The organism is Streptomyces sp. BPTC-684 (genome assembly GCF_030028635.1).
In the GTDB taxonomy this organism is placed as follows: Bacteria; Actinomycetota; Actinomycetes; order Streptomycetales; family Streptomycetaceae; genus Streptomyces; species Streptomyces noboritoensis.
The window spans coordinates 1,830,744-1,849,933 of the sequence record NZ_CP124863.1; the positions used below are offsets into that span (position 1 = coordinate 1,830,744).

Here is a 19,190-nt window from a genome sequence, read left to right on the forward strand (position 1 = left end):
ACCGGCCAGTAGGGGCGATGGGGAATAGCTAGAACCAGACAAGTGCTCATTTTTTTCGGGGGTCTGGGGGTCGCTCCCCAGATGGCTGCAGCAAGGAGGTTCATGGATATGAACGAAACTGAGTACCGCGTCGAGCGCGATTCCATGGGCGAGGTGCGGGTCCCCGCGCACGCCAAGTGGCGGGCCCAGACACAGCGGGCGGTGGAGAACTTCCCCGTCTCCGGACAGCGTCTGGAGCGCGCCCACATCGAGGCGCTGGCCAGGATCAAGGCGGCCGCTGCCAAGGTCAACGCCGAACTGGGCGTGCTCGACAAGGACATCGCGGGGGCCGTCCAGGAGGCGGCCGCGGAGGTCGCCGAGGGGCTCTGGGACGCGCACTTCCCGGTCGACGTCTTCCAGACCGGCTCGGGCACCTCGTCCAACATGAACATGAACGAGGTCGTGGCGACCCTGGCGAGCGAGCGCCTCGGCCGGGACGTCCACCCCAACGACCACGTCAACGCCTCGCAGTCGTCCAACGACGTCTTCCCCTCCTCCATCCACATCGCCGCCACGGCCGCCGTCACCGGCGATCTGATCCCGGCCCTGGAGCACCTCGCCGAGGCCCTGGAGCGCAAGGCGGCCGAGTTCGCGGACGTGGTGAAGTCCGGGCGTACGCATCTGATGGACGCCACCCCCGTCACCCTCGGCCAGGAGTTCGGCGGCTACGCGGCGGCGATGCGGTACGGGGTGGAGCGGCTGCGGGCCTCGCTGCCCCGGCTCGCCGAGCTGCCGCTCGGCGGCACCGCCGTCGGCACCGGCATCAACACCCCGCCCGGGTTCTCCGCGGCCGTGATCGCGGAGGTGGCGCGGGCGACCGGCCTGCCGCTCACCGAGGCCCGCGACCACTTCGAGGCGCAGGGCGCGCGGGACGGCCTGGTGGAGACCTCCGGCCAGCTCCGCACGGTCGGCGTCTCGCTCACCAAGATCTCCAACGATCTGCGCTGGATGGCGTCCGGGCCGCGCACCGGACTGGCCGAGATCAGCCTGCCCGACCTCCAGCCGGGCTCCTCGATCATGCCCGGCAAGGTCAACCCGGTGATCCCGGAGGCCGTGCTGATGGTCGCGGCGCAGGTGACCGGCAACGACGCGACGGTGGCGGCGGCGGGCGCGGCCGGCAACTTCGAGCTGAACGTGATGCTCCCGGTCATCGCCAAGAACCTGCTGGAGTCGGTGCGGCTGCTCGCCAACGCGTCCCGGCTGCTCGCGGACCGTACCGTCGACGGGATCACCGCGAACCGCGAGCGGGCGCGGGAGTACGCGGAGTCCTCGCCCTCCGTCGTCACCCCGCTCAACAAGTACATCGGGTACGAGGAGGCGGCGAAGGTCGCCAAGAAGTCGCTGGCCGAGCGGAAGACCATCCGCGAGGTGGTCCTGGAGGGCGGTTACGTGGAGCGCGGCGACCTCACCGAGGCGCAGCTGGACGAGGCGCTGGACGTGCTGCGGATGACCCGGCCGTGAGGCGCGGGGGCGTGCGTCGCCGGGGCCGGGCGCGATGACCGGGCGGTGACCGCGGCCGTGACGCCTGTCGCAGCGCGGTCTTGACCGTGCTCCTAAGATCTGCGCATGACAGGTACCGGAGGCATGCACCACTGGGCGCCGGGGGACCAGATCCTCTGGCGCTACCGCGGCAATGCCCCCGACCTGAAGAGCCGCGTCCACATCTGCCGCCCGGTGACCGTCGTCCAGGACACCGACGAACTGCTCGCGGTGTGGATGGCGCCGGGCACCGAGTGCGTCAAGCCCGTGCTCGTGGACGGCACCCCCGTCCACGAGGAGCCGCTGGCGACCCGCTACACCGCCCCGCGCACCACGGAGCGCGCGCGCTGGTTCGGCACCGGGGTGCTCAAGCTGGCGCGCCCCGGCGACCCCTGGTCGGTCTGGCTGTTCTGGGAGCGGGGCTGGCGCTTCCGGAGCTGGTACGTGAACCTGGAGGAGCCGCGCACGCGGTGGTCGGGCGGGATCGACTCCGAGGACCACTTTCTCGACATCTCCGTCTACCCGGACCGCACTTGGCAGTGGCGGGACGAGGACGAGTTCGCGCAGGCCCAGCGGGTGGGACTGATGGACGCGGCCCAGGCCCGGCGGGTGAGGGCGGCCGGGGCGGCGGCGGTCGAGGTGATCCGGGCGTGGGGCAGGCCGTTCTCGGACGGGTGGGAGGAGTGGCGGCCCGATCCGCGGTGGCCGGTTCCGGCGCTCCCGGCGGACTGGGATCGCACCCCGGCGCATATGCCGTCGTGAGACCCTTGATGCGCCCCCGGGGTTCAAACGTAGGATCGTCCTCCGCAAGGCTGCGCATCGACAACGAGGGAACCCAGGGCGCAAATTGACCGTATGTCACCTCAAGGGGGGTCGGGACGTGAGGGGTGTCGCGGCCGCCCATGGAGCGGGTATACCGCACGAAGCGACTGCCTCGCGCATCCCTGCCCTGCCTCCAGCACGGTGGATGTCTCACTCCGGACGGACGGAACCCGACGCGTGACGGAGCACCAGCCCACTTCGCACGAGAGCCGGCACCAGGAGCAGCTGGCCCGGCCTCCTGAGGCGGCCCGGCCGCGCCCGGACGAGCCGGGTGCGGGCTCCGCCGCGCACTCCGCCGTGCCCGCCCGGCGCGGCCAGGCCCGCGCGGCCACCGCGTCCGTGCCCGGCCAGCCCGATCCCGGCTCGCGCGACCTCGCCCGCGACATGGGCGCGGCGGCGACCGCGAGCGCGATGGGGGTGCCGCCCGGCCGGGGCCCCTCGGAGTCCCCGGGCGACGGCCTGCCCGGCGGTCCGGCCTCCGGTACTCCCGGGGCGGGCAGCGGCGGCGAGGTCCCCGGTGGCGGGGACGGCGCGGCCGTGGCCCGCCGCGAGGGCGACCGGCTGCGGTTCGTGGGCGCCGCGACCCGCAGGATCGCGCGCGGCATAGACCTCGACGAGATCGTGCTCGGGCTGTGCCGGGCCACCGTCCCGACCTTCTCGGACGCGATACTCGTGCATCTGCGCGACCCGCTTCCGGTCGGGGACGAGCGGCCCGCCAGCCCCTTCGTGCTGCGGCTGCGCCGAACCGACCGGTTGCGTTTAGTGGACGAGTCCCTGCAGGAGCCGGAGGCGATCGACGCCCTGTCCCTGCTGAACGCCCAGACCGACCTGACCCCGGCCGCCGAGCTCTGCGAGGTGCGCACCGGCGGCGCCCTCGCCGAGGTGCTGCGCGGGGTGCGGCCGGTCTTCGGCGACTCCGTGCCCGCCCGGCTCGCCCTGGCCGAGCTGCTCGGCCCCGACCGCCCGGTCCCCGGCGGCCACCGGACCATACTCGCCCCGCTCCGGGGCCGGCGCCGCGTGATCGGCGCCGCCGTCTTCGTACGCGGCCTGGAGCGGCCCGCCTTCGAGGCGAACGACCTGCTGGTGGCGGCCCAGCTGGCCACCCACACCGCGCTCGGCATCGACAAGGCCGTGCTGTACGGGCGCGAGGCGTACATCGCGGACGAGCTCCAGCGGACCATGCTGCCGGACTCGCTGCCGCAGCCGACCGGTGTGCGGCTCGCCTCGCGCTATCTGCCGGCCGCCGAGACCGCCCGGGTGGGCGGCGACTGGTACGACGCGATCCCGCTGCCCGGCAGCCGGGTCGCCCTGGTCGTCGGCGACGTCATGGGCCACTCGATGACCTCGGCCGCGATCATGGGCCAGCTGCGCACCACCGCGCAGACCCTGGCCGGGCTCGACCTGCCGCCGCAGGAGGTGCTGCACCACCTCGACGAGCAGGCCCAGCGGCTGGGCACCGACCGGATGGCGACCTGTCTGTACGCGGTGTACGACCCGGTCGCCCACCGGATCACCATCGCCAACGCCGGGCATCCGCCGCCAGTGCTGCTGCACCTGGGCGGGCGCGCCGAGGTGCTGCGGGTGCCGCCGGGCGCGCCGATCGGCGTGGGCGGGGTCGACTTCGAGGCGGTCGAGCTGGACGCCCCGGCGGGCGCCACCCTGCTCCTGTACACCGACGGCCTGGTGGAGTCCCGGCTGCGGGACGTGTGGACCGGCATCGAGCAGCTGCGCGAGCGCCTCGCCGCCACCGCCCAGCTGACAGGCCCGGACCACCCGCCGCCCCTTGAGGCGCTCTGCGACGACGTCCTGGACATGCTCGGCCCCGGCGACCGGGACGACGACATCGCGCTGCTCGCGGCCCGCTTCGACGGGATCGCGCCGAGCGACGTGGCGTACTGGTTCCTGGACCCGGAGGACTCGGCGCCCGGCCGGGCCCGCCGGCTCGCCCGGCGCGCCCTGGACCGCTGGGGTCTGGAGGAGCTCACGGACTCGGTGGAGCTGCTGGTCAGCGAGGTCGTCACCAACGCCGTGCGGTATGCGGAGCGCCCGGTGACCCTGCGGCTGCTCAAGACGGACGTCCTGCGCTGCGAGGTCGGCGACGACTCGCCGCAGCTGCCGAGGCAGCGGCGGGCGCGGGACACCGACGAGGGCGGGCGCGGTCTGTTCCTGGTGAACCGGCTGGCCAGGCGGTGGGGCGCGACCCGGCTCTCGGGCGGCAAGGTGGTCTGGTTCGAGCTGGCGACCCGCCCCTGAGGGCGGGCCGCCGGGCCCCTGTCAACGCGTCGGCCCCCCACCCTGACGGGTGGGGGGCCGACGCGTGTGTCACGGGCGGGGGCTACGGCGTGGTGCCGCCGCCCTGGACGGTGCCCTGGGTGGTTCCTCCGTCGGCCGTGCCGGTGGTCGTGCCGCCGTCGGTCGTGCCGGTGGTGGTGCCGCCGTCGGTCTGACCCGTGGTGGTACCGCCGTTGGTCTGACCGGTGGTCGTGCCGCCGTTGGTCTGGCCGCCGTTGGTCTGCCCCCCGGTGGTGGGGGGCTTGCCGCCGGTGGTGCCGCCGGTCGTCGGCGGACGCGACGGGGTGTGGCTCGGCGTGTGCGAGGGCGTCCGGCTCGGGGTGTGCGACGGGGTGCGCGAGGGCGTGTTGGACGGGGTCCCCGACGGCGTGTTCACCGGGGTCTCGTCCGGCTGCTTGGCCGCGCCCTGGTCGGTGTCCAGGTCGAACTTGGAGTCGTCGCTGCCGACCGCGTCGAAGGTGTACGCGGCCCAGATCCTCGCCGGGATGGAGCCACCGGCGACCCGGCCGTCGATGTCGGCGACGTTGGTGAGGGAGACCTGGCTGCCCTTGCCGACCGTGGTCTCCTTGCCGTCGATCTTCACCGTACGGGGTCCTGCGGCCTCGCCCCACAGGCCGACGGAGGTCACAAGCGACGGCGTGTAGCCGGTGAACCAGGCCGACTTGTTGTCGTCGGAGGTACCGGTCTTGCCCGCGACCGGCTGCCCGTCGCGGTTGGACGCGTCCCGCACCGACCGCTTGGCCGTACCGTCGTCGACCACGCCGGTGAGCACCGAGGTGACGGCGTCGGCCGCGTCACGGCTGATCACCTGGTCGCCGATCGGGTCCGGCCTGTTGTACTTGGCCACCTTGTGCTGGGCCGACTTGACGATGGACGGCGTGACCTTCTTGCCGTGGTTGTCGAGCGTGGCGTACGCGGCGGCCATCTCCATCGGGCTGGCGCCGTAGGAGCCCAGGGTCATGGCGGGCTCGGCGCCGACGCCCTTCATGTGGTTGAGGCCGAGCGCGACGGCCGTGTCCCGCAGCTTGGGAAGCCCCACGTCGACGCCCATCTGCGCGAAGACGCTGTTGACGGACTTGTTCATCGCCGTCTGGACGGTGATGGGCCCGTAGCTCACGTCGTCCTCGTTGGGCGGCGCGTAGCCCTTGCCGCCCTCGCCCTTCACCGGGCGCTTGTTGTCGCCGTTGTAGACGGTGTTGGCGCGGATCTCCTTGCCGTCCTGCGTCTCGGACTTCTCGTTGAGCGCGGCGGCGAGGATCAGCGGCTTGAAGGTCGAGGCGGGCTGGTAGGTCCACGTCTTCGCGTTGCTGATCTGGTGCTTCATGTAGTCCTGGCCGCCGTACAGCGCGACGACCGAACCGGTCTTCGGGTCCACCGAGACGGCGCCCGCCTGGACGTCCTGATCGACCTTCTTCTTCTTGTCCAGCTTGCTGGTCAGCTCCTGCTTGACCGCCTTCTCAAGAAGGTCCTGCTTCTTCGGGTCGATGTTGAGCGTGATGGTCCAGCCGCCCTTGGCCAGGTCCGCCTCGCTGATGCCGTTGTGCACCAGCTCCTCCTTGGCGGCCCGGACCATGTAGCCGGTCTGGCCCTCCATGCCGGGGTCCGGCTTGGGCTCGATCGGCACCGGGAACTTCATCGCCGCCCGCTGGGCCGCGTCCAGCTCCTTCATCTTGACCATGTTGTCGAGGACGTAGTTCCAGCGGTTGGTCACCAGCTTCTTGCCGGTCTCCGAGGCCACCGCCCAGTCGTACTGGCTGGGCGCCTGGAGCAGCGCCGCCAGATAGGCGCCCTGCTCGACGGTGAGCTTGGAGGAGTCCACCCCGTAGTACGCCTGCGCCGCGGCCTGGATGCCGTAAGCGTTGCGGCCGTAGAAGCTGGTGTTGATGTACCCGGCCAGGATCTCCTTCTTGGAGTACTTCCGGTCGACCTTGAGGGAGATCACCAGCTCCTTGAGCTTGCGGGTGACCGTCTGGTCCTGGCTCAGGTAGAAGTTCTTGACGTACTGCTGGGTGATGGTCGAGCCACCCTGCTTGCCCTTGCCGGAGAGGGTGTTCAGCAGGCCTCGGGTGGTGCCCTTGAAGTCGACGCCGGAGTCCTTGTAGAAGGACATGTTCTCGGCGGCGACGAAGTCCAGCTGGACCTTCTCGGGGATCTTGTCGAGCCCGACGACCTCGCGGTTGAGCTGTCCCGTGCGGGCGATGATCTTGCCGTTGGAGAGCTTGTAGACGTTGCTCTGCAGCTGCGCCGCGGCGTTCGCCTCAGGGATCGGCGTCATCGCGTAGATGATGTAGAAGCCGCCCATCGTGAGCAGGACGAGCCCGAAGAACGTGCCGAGCATCTTCTTCCAGGTGAAGAGCCTGCGTATCCGCCCGCCCTTCTTCTGCGTGGTCCGGCGCGCACCGCGCTGCCGGGCCCGCCGCTCTTCCGCTCGGCCCATAACCTCAGTCGCTCGCCTTCTTGACTCGCCAGATCAGCTCAGAAAACTAACACCGCACGTGTGGACAAAGAGGAGCCGATCACGTCTTTTCCGTACGTGAGAATCAGCACCCGGCCCATGGGAACCGACTGACAAAAGGCCCTGAGGGTTGCCGGAACCCAGGATCCTGCCCGTTTTTGCATAGGAATGTCATGTTCCCCGGATCTCTATGCACCAGACGTATACACACCGCGTATACCTGGTGCGTATAGTCCTCCTCATGTCACTCGGCTCGTCATCCGGACCCCTGCTCAGCGCGAGCGGGCTGCGCAAGGCCTTCGGCTCCACGCCCGCCCTGGACGGCGCGGACTTCGCCCTCTCCCCCGGCGAGGTCGTCGCCGTCATGGGCCCGTCGGGGTCCGGGAAGTCCACGCTGCTGCACTGTCTCGCCGGGATCGTCCGGCCCGACGCGGGGACCATCACGTACGACGGGCGCGAGGTGACCGCGATGAACGACGCCCGGCGCTCGGCCCTGCGCCGCCGTGACTTCGGGTTCGTCTTCCAGTTCGGCCAGCTGGTGCCCGAGCTCACCTGCGCCGAGAACGTGGCGCTGCCGCTGCGGCTCGACGGGGTGCGCCGCAAGGACGCCGACCGCGCGGCCATGCACTGGCTGGAGCGCCTGGAGGTCGACTCGGTGGCCCGGCGGCGGCCCGACCAGATATCCGGCGGCCAGGGCCAGCGCGTCGCCGTCGCCCGCGCCCTGGTCACCGCGCCCCGCGTGGTCTTCGCCGACGAGCCGACCGGCGCCCTGGACTCGCTCAGCGGCGAGCTGGTGATGCGGCTGTTCACCGAGGCCGCCCGGGACACCGGCGCGGCCGTGGTCCTGGTCACCCACGAGACCCGGGTCGCCGCCTACTCGGACCGCGAGATCACCGTCCGCGACGGCCGCTCCCGCGACTTCACCCTCGCCCCGGCCGGTGCCCGGTGAGCCGCCGCGTCCACGAGCTGGTGCTCGGCGCCAAGTTCGCCTTCACCGGCGGCCGCGAGGGCTGGATCCGTACGCTGCTGACCGCGCTCGGCGTCGGGCTCGGGGTCGCGCTGCTCTTCGCGGCGGCGTCGATCCCGCACGTCAACCAGGCGAGCAGCGCGCGCGGGGACGCCCGGGTGCCCGCCGCCTCCGGCAGCAAGAAGCCGTTCGAACGCACCGACAGCTCGGTGCTCTTCAACATGGTGGGCACGGATTACCGCGGCGAGTCCATCGGCGGACTCCTGCTGCGCCCCGAGGGCGAGCACCCCGCCGTGCCGCCCGGTCTGAGCGCGGTGCCCGGCCCCGGCGAGATGGCCGCCTCGCCCGCCCTGCGCGATCTGCTCGACTCGCCCGACGGCGAACTGCTGCGCGAGCGGCTCCCGTACAAGGTCACCGCGAGCATCGGCGACGCCGGGCTGCTCGACCCCACCGAGCTCTTCTTCTACGCGGGCAGCTCCACCCTGAGCCGGGCGAGCGGGGCCACGCGCACGAACGCGTTCGGCGGCGAGGTCGTGAAGCTGCCCCTCAACCCGGTCCTGGTGGCGCTCACCGTGGTGGCCTGCGTGGTGCTGCTGCTGCCGGTGATGATCTTCATCGCGACCGCCGTACGGTTCGGCGGCGAGCGCCGCGACAAGCGCCTCGCGGCCCTGCGCCTGGTCGGCGCGGACACCGGGATGACCCGGTGGATCGCGGCCGGGGAGGCGCTCGCGGGCTCGGCGCTCGGCCTGCTCCTCGGAACGGTCCTCTTCCTGCTCGGCCGCGAACTCATCGGCGGCGTCCGGTTCTGGAGCTTCGCGGCCTTCCCCGCCGACTTCACCCCGGCCCCGGCGCTCGCCGCGCTCGTGCTGCTCGCCGTGCCGCTCGCGGCCGTCGCGGTCACGCTCTTCACGATGCGCTCGGTGGCCGTCGAGCCGCTGGGCGTCGTACGGGCCGCCAGACCCCGCGGGCGCCGGCTGTGGTGGCGGCTGCTGCTGCCCGCGGCCGGGGTCGCCGTCCTCGCCCTGTCCCCCAAGGCGGGCGTGGACGAGGGCGTGACCGACCCGAACCTCGTCGCCCTCGGCGCGATCCTCACCCTGACCGGCATCGCGACCCTGCTGCCGTGGCTGGTGGAGGCGGTGGTCGCGCGGCTGCGCGGCGGGCCGGTCGCCTGGCAGCTGGCCGTACGCAGGCTCCAGCTCGGCGGCGGCACCGCGAGCCGGGCCGTCGCGGGCATCACCGTGGCGGTGGCGGGCGCGATCTCGCTCCAGATGATGACCACCGGCATCCACGCCGACTTCGTGCGCACCACCGACCAGGACCCCAGCCGCGCCCAGATCGACGTCACGGCGGACTTCCCGAGCGGCGAGCGCGCCCAGCGGATGATCCACGACTTCCGCGCCACCAAGGGCGTCGAGGCGGTCATCGGCACCGTCGAGACCTATGCGACCCGGCCGGGCGCCTACACCGGGGACCAGGTCCGGCCCACCACCAGCCTGACGGTGGGCGACTGCGCCACCCTCAAGGAGCTCGCCCGCATCCCCTCCTGCCGGGACGGCGACACCTTCGTGGTCCACCCGGCGGACGACAAGCGGCTCAGCTCCTGGGTGGACAAGACGGCGCGGCCCGGCGAAGCGGTCAACCTCGACACCACCGCCGACTACGACTCCTCGGTCAAGCCCGTCCTGTGGACGCTGCCGAAGTCGGCCCGCCAGGTCCTCTCCCGGCCCGACCCGATGGGCGAGAACCGGCACGGCATCTTCGCCACCCCCGGCGCCGTGGACGTCACCAAGCTCCCCTCGGCCGAGACCAAGGCCATGATCAGGGTCGACCGCAAGGTGCCGGACGCCGCCGAGTACGTACGCAACACGGCCGCCGCCATCGACCCGGCCATGAACGTGCGCACCATCGACGACGTCGAGCGCGACAAGCAGTACGCCAGTGTCCAGAGCGGGCTGCGCACCGGGGCCGTCGCCACCATGCTGCTGATCGCGCTGAGCCTGCTCGTCTCGCAGATCGAGCAGCTGCGCGAGCGCCGCAGGCTCCTCTCGGTCCTGGTGGCGTTCGGCACCCGGCGCTCCTCGCTGGCCCTGTCGGTGCTGTGGCAGACCGCCGTGCCGGTCGTCCTCGGGGTGGTGCTCGCCATCGCGGGCGGCACCGCGCTGGGCGTGGCCCTGCTCGACATGGTCGGCAAGGAGGTCACCGACTGGTGGCTTTTCCTGCCGCTGGCGGGCACCGGTACCGTCGCCGTCCTGGTGGTGACGCTGCTCAGCCTGCCCCCGCTGTGGCGCCTGATGCGCCCCGACGGCCTCCGTACCGAGTGACCCGACCACCGTCCGCAGACGTCCAGCAGAAAGGCATCTGAGCATGTCCATCGGCCACACCCTCCTCGGACTCCTTGAGTCGGGCCCGCGCCATGGGTACGACCTCAAGCGCGCCTTCGACGAGAAGTTCGGGCACGACCGCCCGCTGCACTACGGGCAGGTCTACTCGACCATGTCGCGCCTGCTGAAGAACGGCCTCGTGGAGGTCGACGGCGTGGAGGCCGGCGGCGGCCCCGAGCGCAAGCGGTACGCGATCACCGAGGCCGGCATCACCGATGTCGAGGCCTGGCTCAAGCAGCCGGAGAAGCCCGAGCCGTACCTCCAGTCGACCCTCTACACCAAGGTCGTCCTCGCCCTGCTCACCGGCCGCAGCGCGGGCGACCTGCTGGACACCCAGCGCGCCGAGCACCTGCGGCTGATGCGCATCCTCACCGACCGCAAGCGCCGCGGCGACCTCTCCGACCAGCTGATCTGCGACCACGCCCTGTTCCACCTGGAGGCGGACCTGCGCTGGCTCGAACTGACCGCCGCCCGCCTCGACCAGCTCGCCACGGAGGTACGCGCATGACGCCCGCCGGCTCCCTGCTCCTCGCCAAGGACCTGCGCAAGTCGTACGGGTCCACGCCCGCGCTCGACGGCGCGGAGTTCTCCATCCACCCCGGCGAGGTCGTCGCCGTCATGGGCCCGTCCGGCTCGGGCAAGTCGACGCTGCTGCACTGCCTCGCCGGGATCGTCACGCCCGACTCGGGGTCGATCCTCTACAACGGCCGCGAGCTGTCGTCGATGAAGGACGCCGAGCGCAGCGCGCTGCGCCGCAGCGAGTTCGGCTTCGTCTTCCAGTTCGGCCAGCTCGTCCCCGAGCTGACCTGCACGGAGAACGTGGCCCTGCCGCTGCGCCTGACCGGCGTGCGCCGCAAGGAGGCCGAGCGCACGGCGCTGTCGTGGATGGAGCGCCTGGAGGTCGAGGACCTCGGGAACAAGCGGCCCGGCGAGGTCTCCGGCGGCCAGGGCCAGCGCGTCGCGGTGGCCCGCTCGCTGGTCACCTCACCGCGGGTGATCTTCGCGGACGAGCCGACCGGCGCCCTCGACTCGCTCAACGGCGAGCGCGTGATGCAGCTGCTCACCGAGGCGGCCCGGTCCGCCAACGCGGCGGTCGTCCTGGTCACCCACGAGGCCCGGGTCGCCGCCTACTCCGACCGGGAGATCGTCGTACGCGACGGCAAGTCCCGCGACATGATGCTGGAGCACTCCGTATGAACGGCCGCGCGATATGAACAGGCTCCGTGACCTCACCCTGGGCGCCAAGTTCGCGCTCACCGGCGGCCGCGAGGGGTGGACGCGCACGCTGATGACGGCGATCGGCGTCGGGCTCGGCGTGGCGCTGCTGCTCGCCACCACCGCCCTGCCGGGCGCGCTCTCGGCGCGGGACGCGCGCGACAACGCGCGCAACGACTACGGCGCCGGGCAGGAGACGCCCGCGGCCGCCGACACCATGCTGATCGCCCGTACCGACACGGTCTTCGGCGGCGACGACATCCGCGGCCGCCTGGTGCAGCCCGAGGGCGACCGGGCGCCGGTGCCGCCGGGGCTTTCCGCGCTGCCCGCGCCCGGCACGATGGTGGTCTCGCCCGACCTGCGCGACCTGCTGGAGTCGCCCGGCGGCAAGCTGCTGCGCGAGCGCGTCCCGTACGAGATCACCGGCACGATCGGCGACGCGGGTCTGCTCGGCCCGCACGAACTCGCCTACTACGCGGGCAGCGACGGCCTCAAGGGCCACAAGGCGCTGACCTCGGACCGGATCGACGTCGAGCGGATCAAGACCTTCCCGGACAAGAAGGCGGGCGAGCCGATCGACCCGATCCTGGCGCTGCTCATCGTGATCATCTTCGTGGTGCTGCTGCTGCCGGTCGCGGTCTTCATCGCGGCGGCCGTCCGCTTCGGCGGCGACCGGCGCGACAAGCGCCTCGCGGCGCTGCGGCTGGTGGGCGCGGACAGCAGGATGACCCGCTGGATCGCGGCGGGCGAGGCGCTGGCGGGCTCGCTCCTGGGGCTCGGCCTCGGCACGGTGTTCTTCCTGATCGCCCGCCAGTACGTGGGTGAGGTCACGATCGCCCGGCTCAACGTCTTCCCCTCCGACCTCAACCCCAGCGCGGCGCTGGCGCTCCTGGTGGGCGTGGCGGTGCCGGCGGCGGCGGTCGGGGTGACGCTGTTCGCGCTGCGCGGAGTGGTGATCGAACCGCTGGGCGTCGTACGGACGTCGGTGCCGCGCCCGCGGCGGCTGTGGTGGCGGCTGCTGCTGCCGGTGGTCGGACTCGGCCTCCTCGTGCCGATGTTCGACAAGGGCCGCGACACCGGCTTCTACAACCAGACGCAGGTCATCGGCGGTACGGTCCTGCTGCTCATCGGGGTCACGGCGCTGCTGCCGTGGCTGATCGAGACGGTGGTGCGGCGGCTCGGCGGGGGCGGGGTCGGCTGGCAACTCGCGGTCCGCCGCCTCCAGTTGAACTCGGGCTCCGCGGCCCGTCTGGTGAACGGCATCGCGGTGGCGGTGGCCGGGGCGATCGCGCTGCAGATGCTCTTCAGCGGCATCGAGGGCGACTACGTGACCTCCAGCGGCGAGGACACGGCCCGGGCCCAGATGGTCGTCCCGATGTCCTCGAACCTGTCCAAGGCCGAACAGCAGCGCCGCGAGGAGAACGTGAAGGCGGTGCCGGGGGTGACGGGCACGACGACGCTCGGGAACGTCGGCCTGCACACGCCGAACCCGGACGACCAGAAGTACGTCGAGATGGCGGTCGGCGACTGCCGCGCCCTGCGCGAGGTGGGCGAGCTGCCCTCGTGCAAGGACGGCGACGTGTTCGTGACGACGGGCGGCGAGTTCGGCGGGGAGGGCGCGGTGCCGGGCGCGAAGCTGTTCTTCGAGTCGACGTGGGTCGGGGACCGCAAGGGTCCGGAGATCCCGTACACGGTGCCGCGCGAGGCGCGCACGGTCCCGGCGAGGGTGGACCCGCTGGGCACGAAGCGGGGCGGCCTGCTGGCCACGCCGGCCGCGATGCGCAAGTTCACCAACGTCTCGGTCTACTACACGACGTACGTGACGACCCGTCCGGGCGACGCGCTGGTGGCCGACCGGGTGCTGAACGCGGCGTGGCGGGCGGACCCGTTCACGCGGGCGCGGGCGCTCAACGACGTCAAGACGGCCACGAAGTTCTCCGGGGTGCGGCGCGGGCTGTACATCGGGGCCGCGGCGGTCCTGATGCTGATCGGGACGAGCCTGCTGGTGTCCATGCTGGAGCAACTGCGCGAACGCAAGCGCCTGCTCTCGTCCCTGGTCGCCTTCGGCACCCGCCGCGCCACTCTGAGCTGGTCGGTCCTGTGGCAGACGGCGGTCCCGGTGGCCCTGGGCCTCACCCTGGCGGCGGCCGTGGGCCTCGGCCTGGGAGCGGTCCTGCTCCGCATGGTCGGCCACCCGATCCACATCGACTGGCCGTCGGTGGCGGGGATGGTGGGGATCGGCGGGGGCGTGGTCCTGCTGGTGACGGCCCTGTCCCTACCACCGCTGTGGAGGCTGATGCGGCCGGACGGACTGCGAACGGAGTGACGGCGGTGTGGGGCGCGGTTTCGTCTGCGGGCCGGTGAGGGCTGAGCGCGCAGTTCCCCGCGCCCCTAGAAGGATGCCGCGCAGCGGCATTTAAGGGGCGCGGGGAACTGCGCGAGCAACCCAGCACGGCCCGCAGACGAACGGGACCTGGGGCGGAGCCCCAACGGCGGGGTGCAGGGGCCGCAGGCCCCGCCCAGGGGTCCGGGGGCGTAGCCCCCGGGAGAGCCGCCTCCACCCCCACCCACCCCCGGAGGGTTCAGGGAAGGGGCGGGGAGGGGCACAACCGCACCGGCAAGACGCCGAGCGCACCCCGCAACACCCCCGCGAACTCCTCGAACTCCCCCTGCCGCGCCGCACCCGACCGAATCGCCAGGGCCACCCGCCGCGAGGGGGCCGGGTCCGCGAAGTACCCGGTGGCCAAGCGGTCGTTGCGAGACGTCTCCACCCGCAGAGCCGTACGCGGCAGCAACGTCACCCCCAGCCCACCCGCCACCAACTGCACCAGCGTGGACAGCCCCGCCGCCGTCGTCGTCACGGCAGCCCCCTCCTCCCGCCCCGCCTCCCGGCAGACGTCGAGCGCCTGGTCCCGCAGGCAGTGGCCCTCGTCGAGCAGCAGCAGGTCCAGCTCGCGCAGGGCCTCGCGCGGCACGTCCGTACGCCCGCCCAGCCAGTGGTCCTGCGGCATCACCAGCACGAAGTCCTCGTCGAAGAGCGGGAGTTCGGTCACCCCGGGCACGCCCAGCGGGACCGCGAGCAGCAGGACGTCCAGCCGCCCCGCCGCCAGCCCGTCGAGCAGCGACGACGTCTGCTCCTCGTGGACCTGGAGGTCCAGCTCGGGATACCGGTCGTGGACCAGCCGCAGCACCGTCGGCAGCAGATACGGCGCCACCGTCGGGATCACCCCGAGCCGCAGCACCCCGGTGAACGGCGCCCGTACCGCCTCGGCCTCCTCCAGGAGCGACCCCACCGCGTCCAGGACCGCCTTCGCCCGCACCGCGAGGCGCGACCCGGCGGGCGACAGGAGCACCCGGCGCGTGGTGCGCTCCAGGAGCTGCACCCCCAGCGCCTCCTCCAGCGCGGAGACCGCCCCGGAAAGCGCGGGCTGGCTCATCCCGATCGCCGCCGCCGCGTCCCGGAAGTGCAGGTGCTCGGCCACCGCCGCGAACGCCCGCAGCTGCGCCAGGCTCGGCTGTTTGACGGGCTTCACCGCCATCCGGCCCCGCTGCCCGCCCGCGCCACCCGCACCATTACCTATAGCCACTGATAAGCACCTCCGATCACGATGACCGAGTCTAGCTATTTCACTGATCAATGCCTCCTGTGACACCATCCGTAATCCGTCCAACCCCCAGGGAAGCCCCCAAAAAGGACCCTTCCCGATCGCAAGGAGAGCGCGTGCTCACTGTCGGTGACAAGTTCCCCGAGTTCGACCTGACCGCCTGCGTGTCGCTGGAGAGCGGCAAGGAGTTCGAGCAGATCAACCACAAGACCTACGAGGGCAAGTGGAAGATCGTCTTCGCATGGCCCAAGGACTTCACCTTCGTGTGCCCGACCGAGATCGCCGCGTTCGGCAAGCTGAACGACGAGTTCGCCGACCGTGACGCCCAGATCCTCGGCTTCTCCGGCGACTCCGAGTTCGTGCACCACGCCTGGCGCAAGGACCACCCGGACCTGACCGACCTGCCGTTCCCGATGATGGCCGACTCGAAGCACGAGCTCATGCGCGACCTCGGCATCGAGGGCGAGGACGGCTTCGCGCAGCGCGCCGTCTTCATCGTCGACCAGAACAACGAGATCCAGTTCACGATGGTGACCGCCGGTTCCGTGGGCCGTAACCCCAAGGAGGTCCTGCGGGTCCTCGACGCCCTGCAGACCGACGAGCTGTGCCCCTGCAACTGGACCAAGGGCGAGAACACCCTGGACCCGGTCGCGCTTCTCTCCGGCGAGTGAACGGACTGACCTGACATGGCTCTCGACGAACTGAAGTCCGCCCTGCCGGACTACGCCAAGGACCTGAAGCTGAACCTCGGCTCGGTCATCGGCAACAGCGAGCTCCCGGCCCAGCAGCTGTGGGGCACGGTCCTCGCCTGCGCCATCGCCGCGCGCTCGCCGAAGGTCCTGCGCGAGCTGGAGCCCGAGGCCAAGGCCAACCTCTCCCCCGAGGCGTACACCGCCGCCAAGTCCGCTGCCGCGATCATGGCGATGAACAACGTCTTCTACCGCACCCGCCACCTGCTCTCCGACCCGGAGTACGGCACGCTGCGGGCCGGTCTGCGGATGAACGTCATCGGCAACCCGGGCGTGGAGAAGGTCGACTTCGAGCTGTGGTCGCTGGCCGTCTCCGCGGTCAACGGCTGCGGCCAGTGCCTGGACTCGCACGAGCAGGTCCTGCGCAAGGCCGGTGTCGACCGCGAGACGATCCAGGAGGCCTTCAAGATCGCCTCGGTGATCCAGGCGGTAGGCGTCACCCTGGACGCGGAAGCGGTGCTGGCCGAATAGGTCCGTGGGTCGCTGCGGGTCCGCTGTGGCTGGTCGCGCAGTTCCCCGCGCCCCTAAAAGCGGCACCACGTAGCGCTGTACGTACGTAGAAGGGCCCCCGACGATGCCGTCGGGGGCCCTTCTACGTACGGGCGCGGCCGTAATGCCTTTAGGGGCGCGGGGAACTGCGCGAGCAACCCAGCACGGTCCGCAGACGAACCACGGCGCTACTTCTCCTCCGGCTCCGCCGCGCTGCGAAGCGCGTTCTCCTTCGCCGTCGCCCGCAAATACCCCACCACCGTGTTCGTCACCGCCACCAGCGGTACGGCCACCACCGAGCCGCCGATGCCGCCGATCAGGCCGCCCGCGGCGACCGAGAGGACCACGGCGAGCGGGTGGACGCGGACCGCGCGGCCCAGGATGAACGGCTGGAGCACGTGCCCCTCGATCTGCTGCACCAGGAGCACCACGGCCAGCACCATCACCGCCGTGAACACACCCTCGGTGACCAGCGCGACCACCACCGCGAGCGCGCCCGAGATCACCGCGCCCACCAGCGGGATGAAGGCGAACAGGAAGATGAAGACGGCGAGCGGCACCGCCATGGGCACGCCCAGGAAGTAGATGCCGACGCCGATGCAGATCGCGTCGATCAGGGCCACTATCACCGTGCCGCGCACATACGCGGTGAGTGTGCGCCAGGCGCGCGGCCCGGCTCCCTCGATCGCCGGCCGGGCCTGCTCCGGGACCAGCCGCAGCACCCACCGCCAGATGTTCTTCCCGTCGTACAGGAGGAACAGCGTCGAGAACATCGCCAGCAGGATGCCGGTGAGCACCTCGACGAGGACGGTCACGCCCTGGAGGCCCGCCGAGGTGATCTCGTTGGTGTTGTGGCCGATGGTGTCGCTGAGGTTCTTGGCGACCTGGTTGATCTGGTCCTCGGTGACGTGGAACGGGCTGTTGAGGAGCCAGCGTTTGAGCTCCTCGATACCCGCCCTGACCTTGTCGGAGAGCGTGTCCAGGTTGTCCATGACCTGCCAGACCACGAACCAGCCGATCAGGCCCATCACGATGAAGCCCAGGATCGCGGTCACGGCGGTCGCCAGGCCCCGGGGCAGGCCCTTCCGCGTGAGCCGGGAGACGGTCGGCTGGAGCAGCGCGGTGATGAACAGCGCGGCGACGAACGCGAGGACCACGAGCCGTACGGCGCTGATGACCCGCATCAGCACCCAGAGCGTGCCCGCGAGCACGAGCAGGCGCCACCCGATCTCGGCGGCGACCCGCATCCCCCACGGCACGGCGGCCACGGGGTCGGGCCGCGCGGCGACGGCAGGAGCGTAGGCGGGGGGTGCGGGCACGTGGTCGGGGGCGACCTGGCGGGCGGGGGCGGTGCCCTCGGCATCGGAGGCGTCAGGAGCGGCGGGCGCGGCGGGCGCCTGCGAAGGAACCGCTGCCGCCGCTGCCGAATCGTCACTGCTCGCCGGGTTGCCGGGCCCGTCCAGACCCGCGTCCGCGTCCGCGCGTGCCTCGGTCTCGACGCGGCGTTCGTCCAGCCGCTCTCCCATACGGGTCAGACCGGCACCCAGCGCCCCGAGCAGCCCCGGCACTTTCGACATGATGCTGCCGTTTCCCTTTCCCCCGCTGCGCGTCCCCACCACTCCCCCCACCCGGAGTCGTCGCCTCCGACCGTACACGGGCAAAGCCCCTCACCGAAGGACGGCGAGGGGCTCAGAAAGGTTGAGTTGCCCAGGGCAAAGATTCTGCCCCTAGTACCAGCTGTTGGCCTGCCAGAACGACCAGGCGCCACAGGGGCTGTGGTAGCTGGAGTTCATGTAGTTCAGGCCCCACTTGATCTGGGTGGCCGGGTTGGTCCGCCAGTCCGCGCCCACCGAGGACATCTTGGAGCCGGGCAGCGCCTGGACCAGGCCGTACGCGCCGGAACTGGAGTTGACCGCGAGGTAGTTCCAGGTCGACTCGTGGTTCACGATGTTGCTGAAGCACTGGAACTGGTCCGCCGGCACGATCTGCCGGGCGATGGCCTTGACCTGCTCCACCGTGTAGGAGCTCTGCTGCGGGAACGAGGAGGGGTCGCGGGTCTCGGAGCGGCTGGCGATCTGCTCCTGCTCGCGCTCCTTCGCCTCCTTCGCCTTCTCGTCCGCCGACTCCTTCTTGGACTTGGCGTCCTTGGCGGCCTGGAGGCGGGCGGCCTCCTCGGCGGACTTCTTCGCCGCGGCGCTTGCCTGGGCCGACTGGGCGTCCGCCTGCTGCGTCAGGGACGCGGTCTGCACCTGGGCCTGCTGGCCCGCGGGTATGTCCGCGAGAAGCGTCGTGTCGGCAGCGGTCGCCTCGACGTTGTCGTTCGAGGTGGTCTGCGGCGCGCCCGAGGCAACGCCGACGACGGCACCGACGGTGGTGACCGCAGTGGCTGACGCCACCGCGAATCCCCGGACCGAGATCCGGCTCACACGGTTTCCTTCCAGCAGCGCCCGCGCTGGTGACCTGACGGACGCAATCGTGCCCCTGGCTCTCTCCTCCCAACTGCTCAGGTCACGGGAGGAACTGACCCGGTGGGCAACTCCCTTGCGGGAGCGCCGCGTGGTGCTCGGGCGGCATACGGCGACGCTATTGAGTTACGAGGTACAGGTGTGCCGTATGCGGGGCCTGACGGATGCAAGACTCTGCCGGAGAGCGACGCCGCAAGGCAATTCCCCGTTGCGTGTGAAACCTCACATCCCC

At 71.5% G+C, this 19,190-nt stretch carries 14 protein-coding genes; 10 read left to right on the forward strand and 4 right to left on the reverse strand.

What is annotated here, in order from left to right:
* Window positions 1–108: 108 nt before the first annotated feature.
* The 3 genes from QIY60_RS08055 to QIY60_RS08065 all read left to right on the forward strand — a co-directional run bounded on the left by QIY60_RS08055 (window position 109) and on the right by QIY60_RS08065 (window position 4,593).
* Window positions 109–1,500 carry a class II fumarate hydratase gene (locus QIY60_RS08055; protein ID WP_283141781.1) on the forward strand — a complete coding sequence of 464 codons (1,392 nt, stop codon included), beginning with the start codon at window positions 109–111 and terminating at the stop codon, window positions 1,498–1,500.
* Between the two features lie 105 nt (window positions 1,501–1,605).
* Window positions 1,606–2,280 (forward strand): DUF402 domain-containing protein, encoded by a 675-nt coding sequence (locus QIY60_RS08060; RefSeq protein ID WP_283141782.1) that lies wholly within the window; start codon window positions 1,606–1,608, stop codon window positions 2,278–2,280.
* 237 nt (window positions 2,281–2,517) lie between these two features.
* Window positions 2,518–4,593, forward strand: a complete 2,076-nt coding sequence (locus QIY60_RS08065; protein WP_283141783.1) for a SpoIIE family protein phosphatase — start codon at window positions 2,518–2,520, stop codon at window positions 4,591–4,593.
* An 82-nt stretch (window positions 4,594–4,675) separates the two neighbouring features.
* On the opposite strand, the gene QIY60_RS08070 is transcribed toward QIY60_RS08065, so the two are convergent.
* Window positions 4,676–7,069, reverse strand: a complete 2,394-nt coding sequence (locus tag QIY60_RS08070) for a transglycosylase domain-containing protein (RefSeq protein WP_283141784.1) — start codon at window positions 7,067–7,069, stop codon at window positions 4,676–4,678.
* Between the two features lie 259 nt (window positions 7,070–7,328).
* Here QIY60_RS08070 and QIY60_RS08075 point away from each other — a divergent pair, with 259 nt between their 5' ends.
* The 5 genes from QIY60_RS08075 to QIY60_RS08095 are packed head-to-tail and all read left to right on the forward strand — an operon-like array spanning window position 7,329 to window position 13,976.
* Entirely contained in the window at window positions 7,329–8,036 is a 708-nt protein-coding gene (locus QIY60_RS08075) for an ABC transporter ATP-binding protein (RefSeq protein WP_283141785.1), read from the forward strand.
* On the forward strand, window positions 8,033–10,375 hold the full coding sequence (locus QIY60_RS08080; protein ID WP_283141786.1) for an FtsX-like permease family protein: 2,343 nt from the start codon (window positions 8,033–8,035) through the stop codon (window positions 10,373–10,375). The genes QIY60_RS08075 and QIY60_RS08080 overlap by 4 nt, the downstream gene beginning before the upstream one ends.
* A gap of 43 nt (window positions 10,376–10,418) precedes the next feature.
* Window positions 10,419–10,943, forward strand: coding sequence for a PadR family transcriptional regulator (locus QIY60_RS08085; protein ID WP_190089936.1), 525 nt, complete (start codon window positions 10,419–10,421; stop codon window positions 10,941–10,943).
* Entirely contained in the window at window positions 10,940–11,632 is a 693-nt protein-coding gene (locus tag QIY60_RS08090; protein ID WP_283141787.1) for an ABC transporter ATP-binding protein, read from the forward strand. The genes QIY60_RS08085 and QIY60_RS08090 overlap by 4 nt, the downstream gene beginning before the upstream one ends.
* 13 nt (window positions 11,633–11,645) lie before the next feature.
* Window positions 11,646–13,976 (forward strand): FtsX-like permease family protein, encoded by a 2,331-nt coding sequence (locus QIY60_RS08095; protein ID WP_283141788.1) that lies wholly within the window; start codon window positions 11,646–11,648, stop codon window positions 13,974–13,976.
* A gap of 256 nt (window positions 13,977–14,232) precedes the next feature.
* Here QIY60_RS08095 and QIY60_RS08100 read toward each other — a convergent pair whose 3' ends face one another.
* A complete protein-coding gene (locus QIY60_RS08100; RefSeq protein ID WP_283145854.1) occupies window positions 14,233–15,189 on the reverse strand; it encodes a hydrogen peroxide-inducible genes activator in 957 nt (318 codons plus the stop codon).
* Window positions 15,190–15,371: 182 nt separating this feature from the next.
* Here QIY60_RS08100 and QIY60_RS08105 point away from each other — a divergent pair, with 182 nt between their 5' ends.
* Window positions 15,372–15,926 carry a peroxiredoxin gene (locus tag QIY60_RS08105; RefSeq protein WP_031083404.1) on the forward strand — a complete coding sequence of 185 codons (555 nt, stop codon included), beginning with the start codon at window positions 15,372–15,374 and terminating at the stop codon, window positions 15,924–15,926.
* A 15-nt stretch (window positions 15,927–15,941) separates the two neighbouring features.
* Complete coding sequence (locus tag QIY60_RS08110) at window positions 15,942–16,475, forward strand: alkyl hydroperoxide reductase (RefSeq protein WP_283141789.1); 534 nt, start codon at window positions 15,942–15,944, stop codon at window positions 16,473–16,475.
* A 206-nt stretch (window positions 16,476–16,681) separates the two neighbouring features.
* Here the strand turns inward: QIY60_RS08110 and QIY60_RS08115 are convergent, their stop codons facing one another.
* A complete protein-coding gene (locus tag QIY60_RS08115; RefSeq protein WP_283141790.1) occupies window positions 16,682–18,070 on the reverse strand; it encodes an AI-2E family transporter in 1,389 nt (462 codons plus the stop codon).
* A 150-nt stretch (window positions 18,071–18,220) separates the two neighbouring features.
* The gene (locus tag QIY60_RS08120) at window positions 18,221–18,919 is read right to left on the reverse strand and encodes a transglycosylase SLT domain-containing protein (RefSeq protein ID WP_283141791.1); all 699 of its coding nucleotides are present in this window, start codon (window positions 18,917–18,919) and stop codon (window positions 18,221–18,223) included.
* Window positions 18,920–19,190 lie beyond the last annotated feature (271 nt).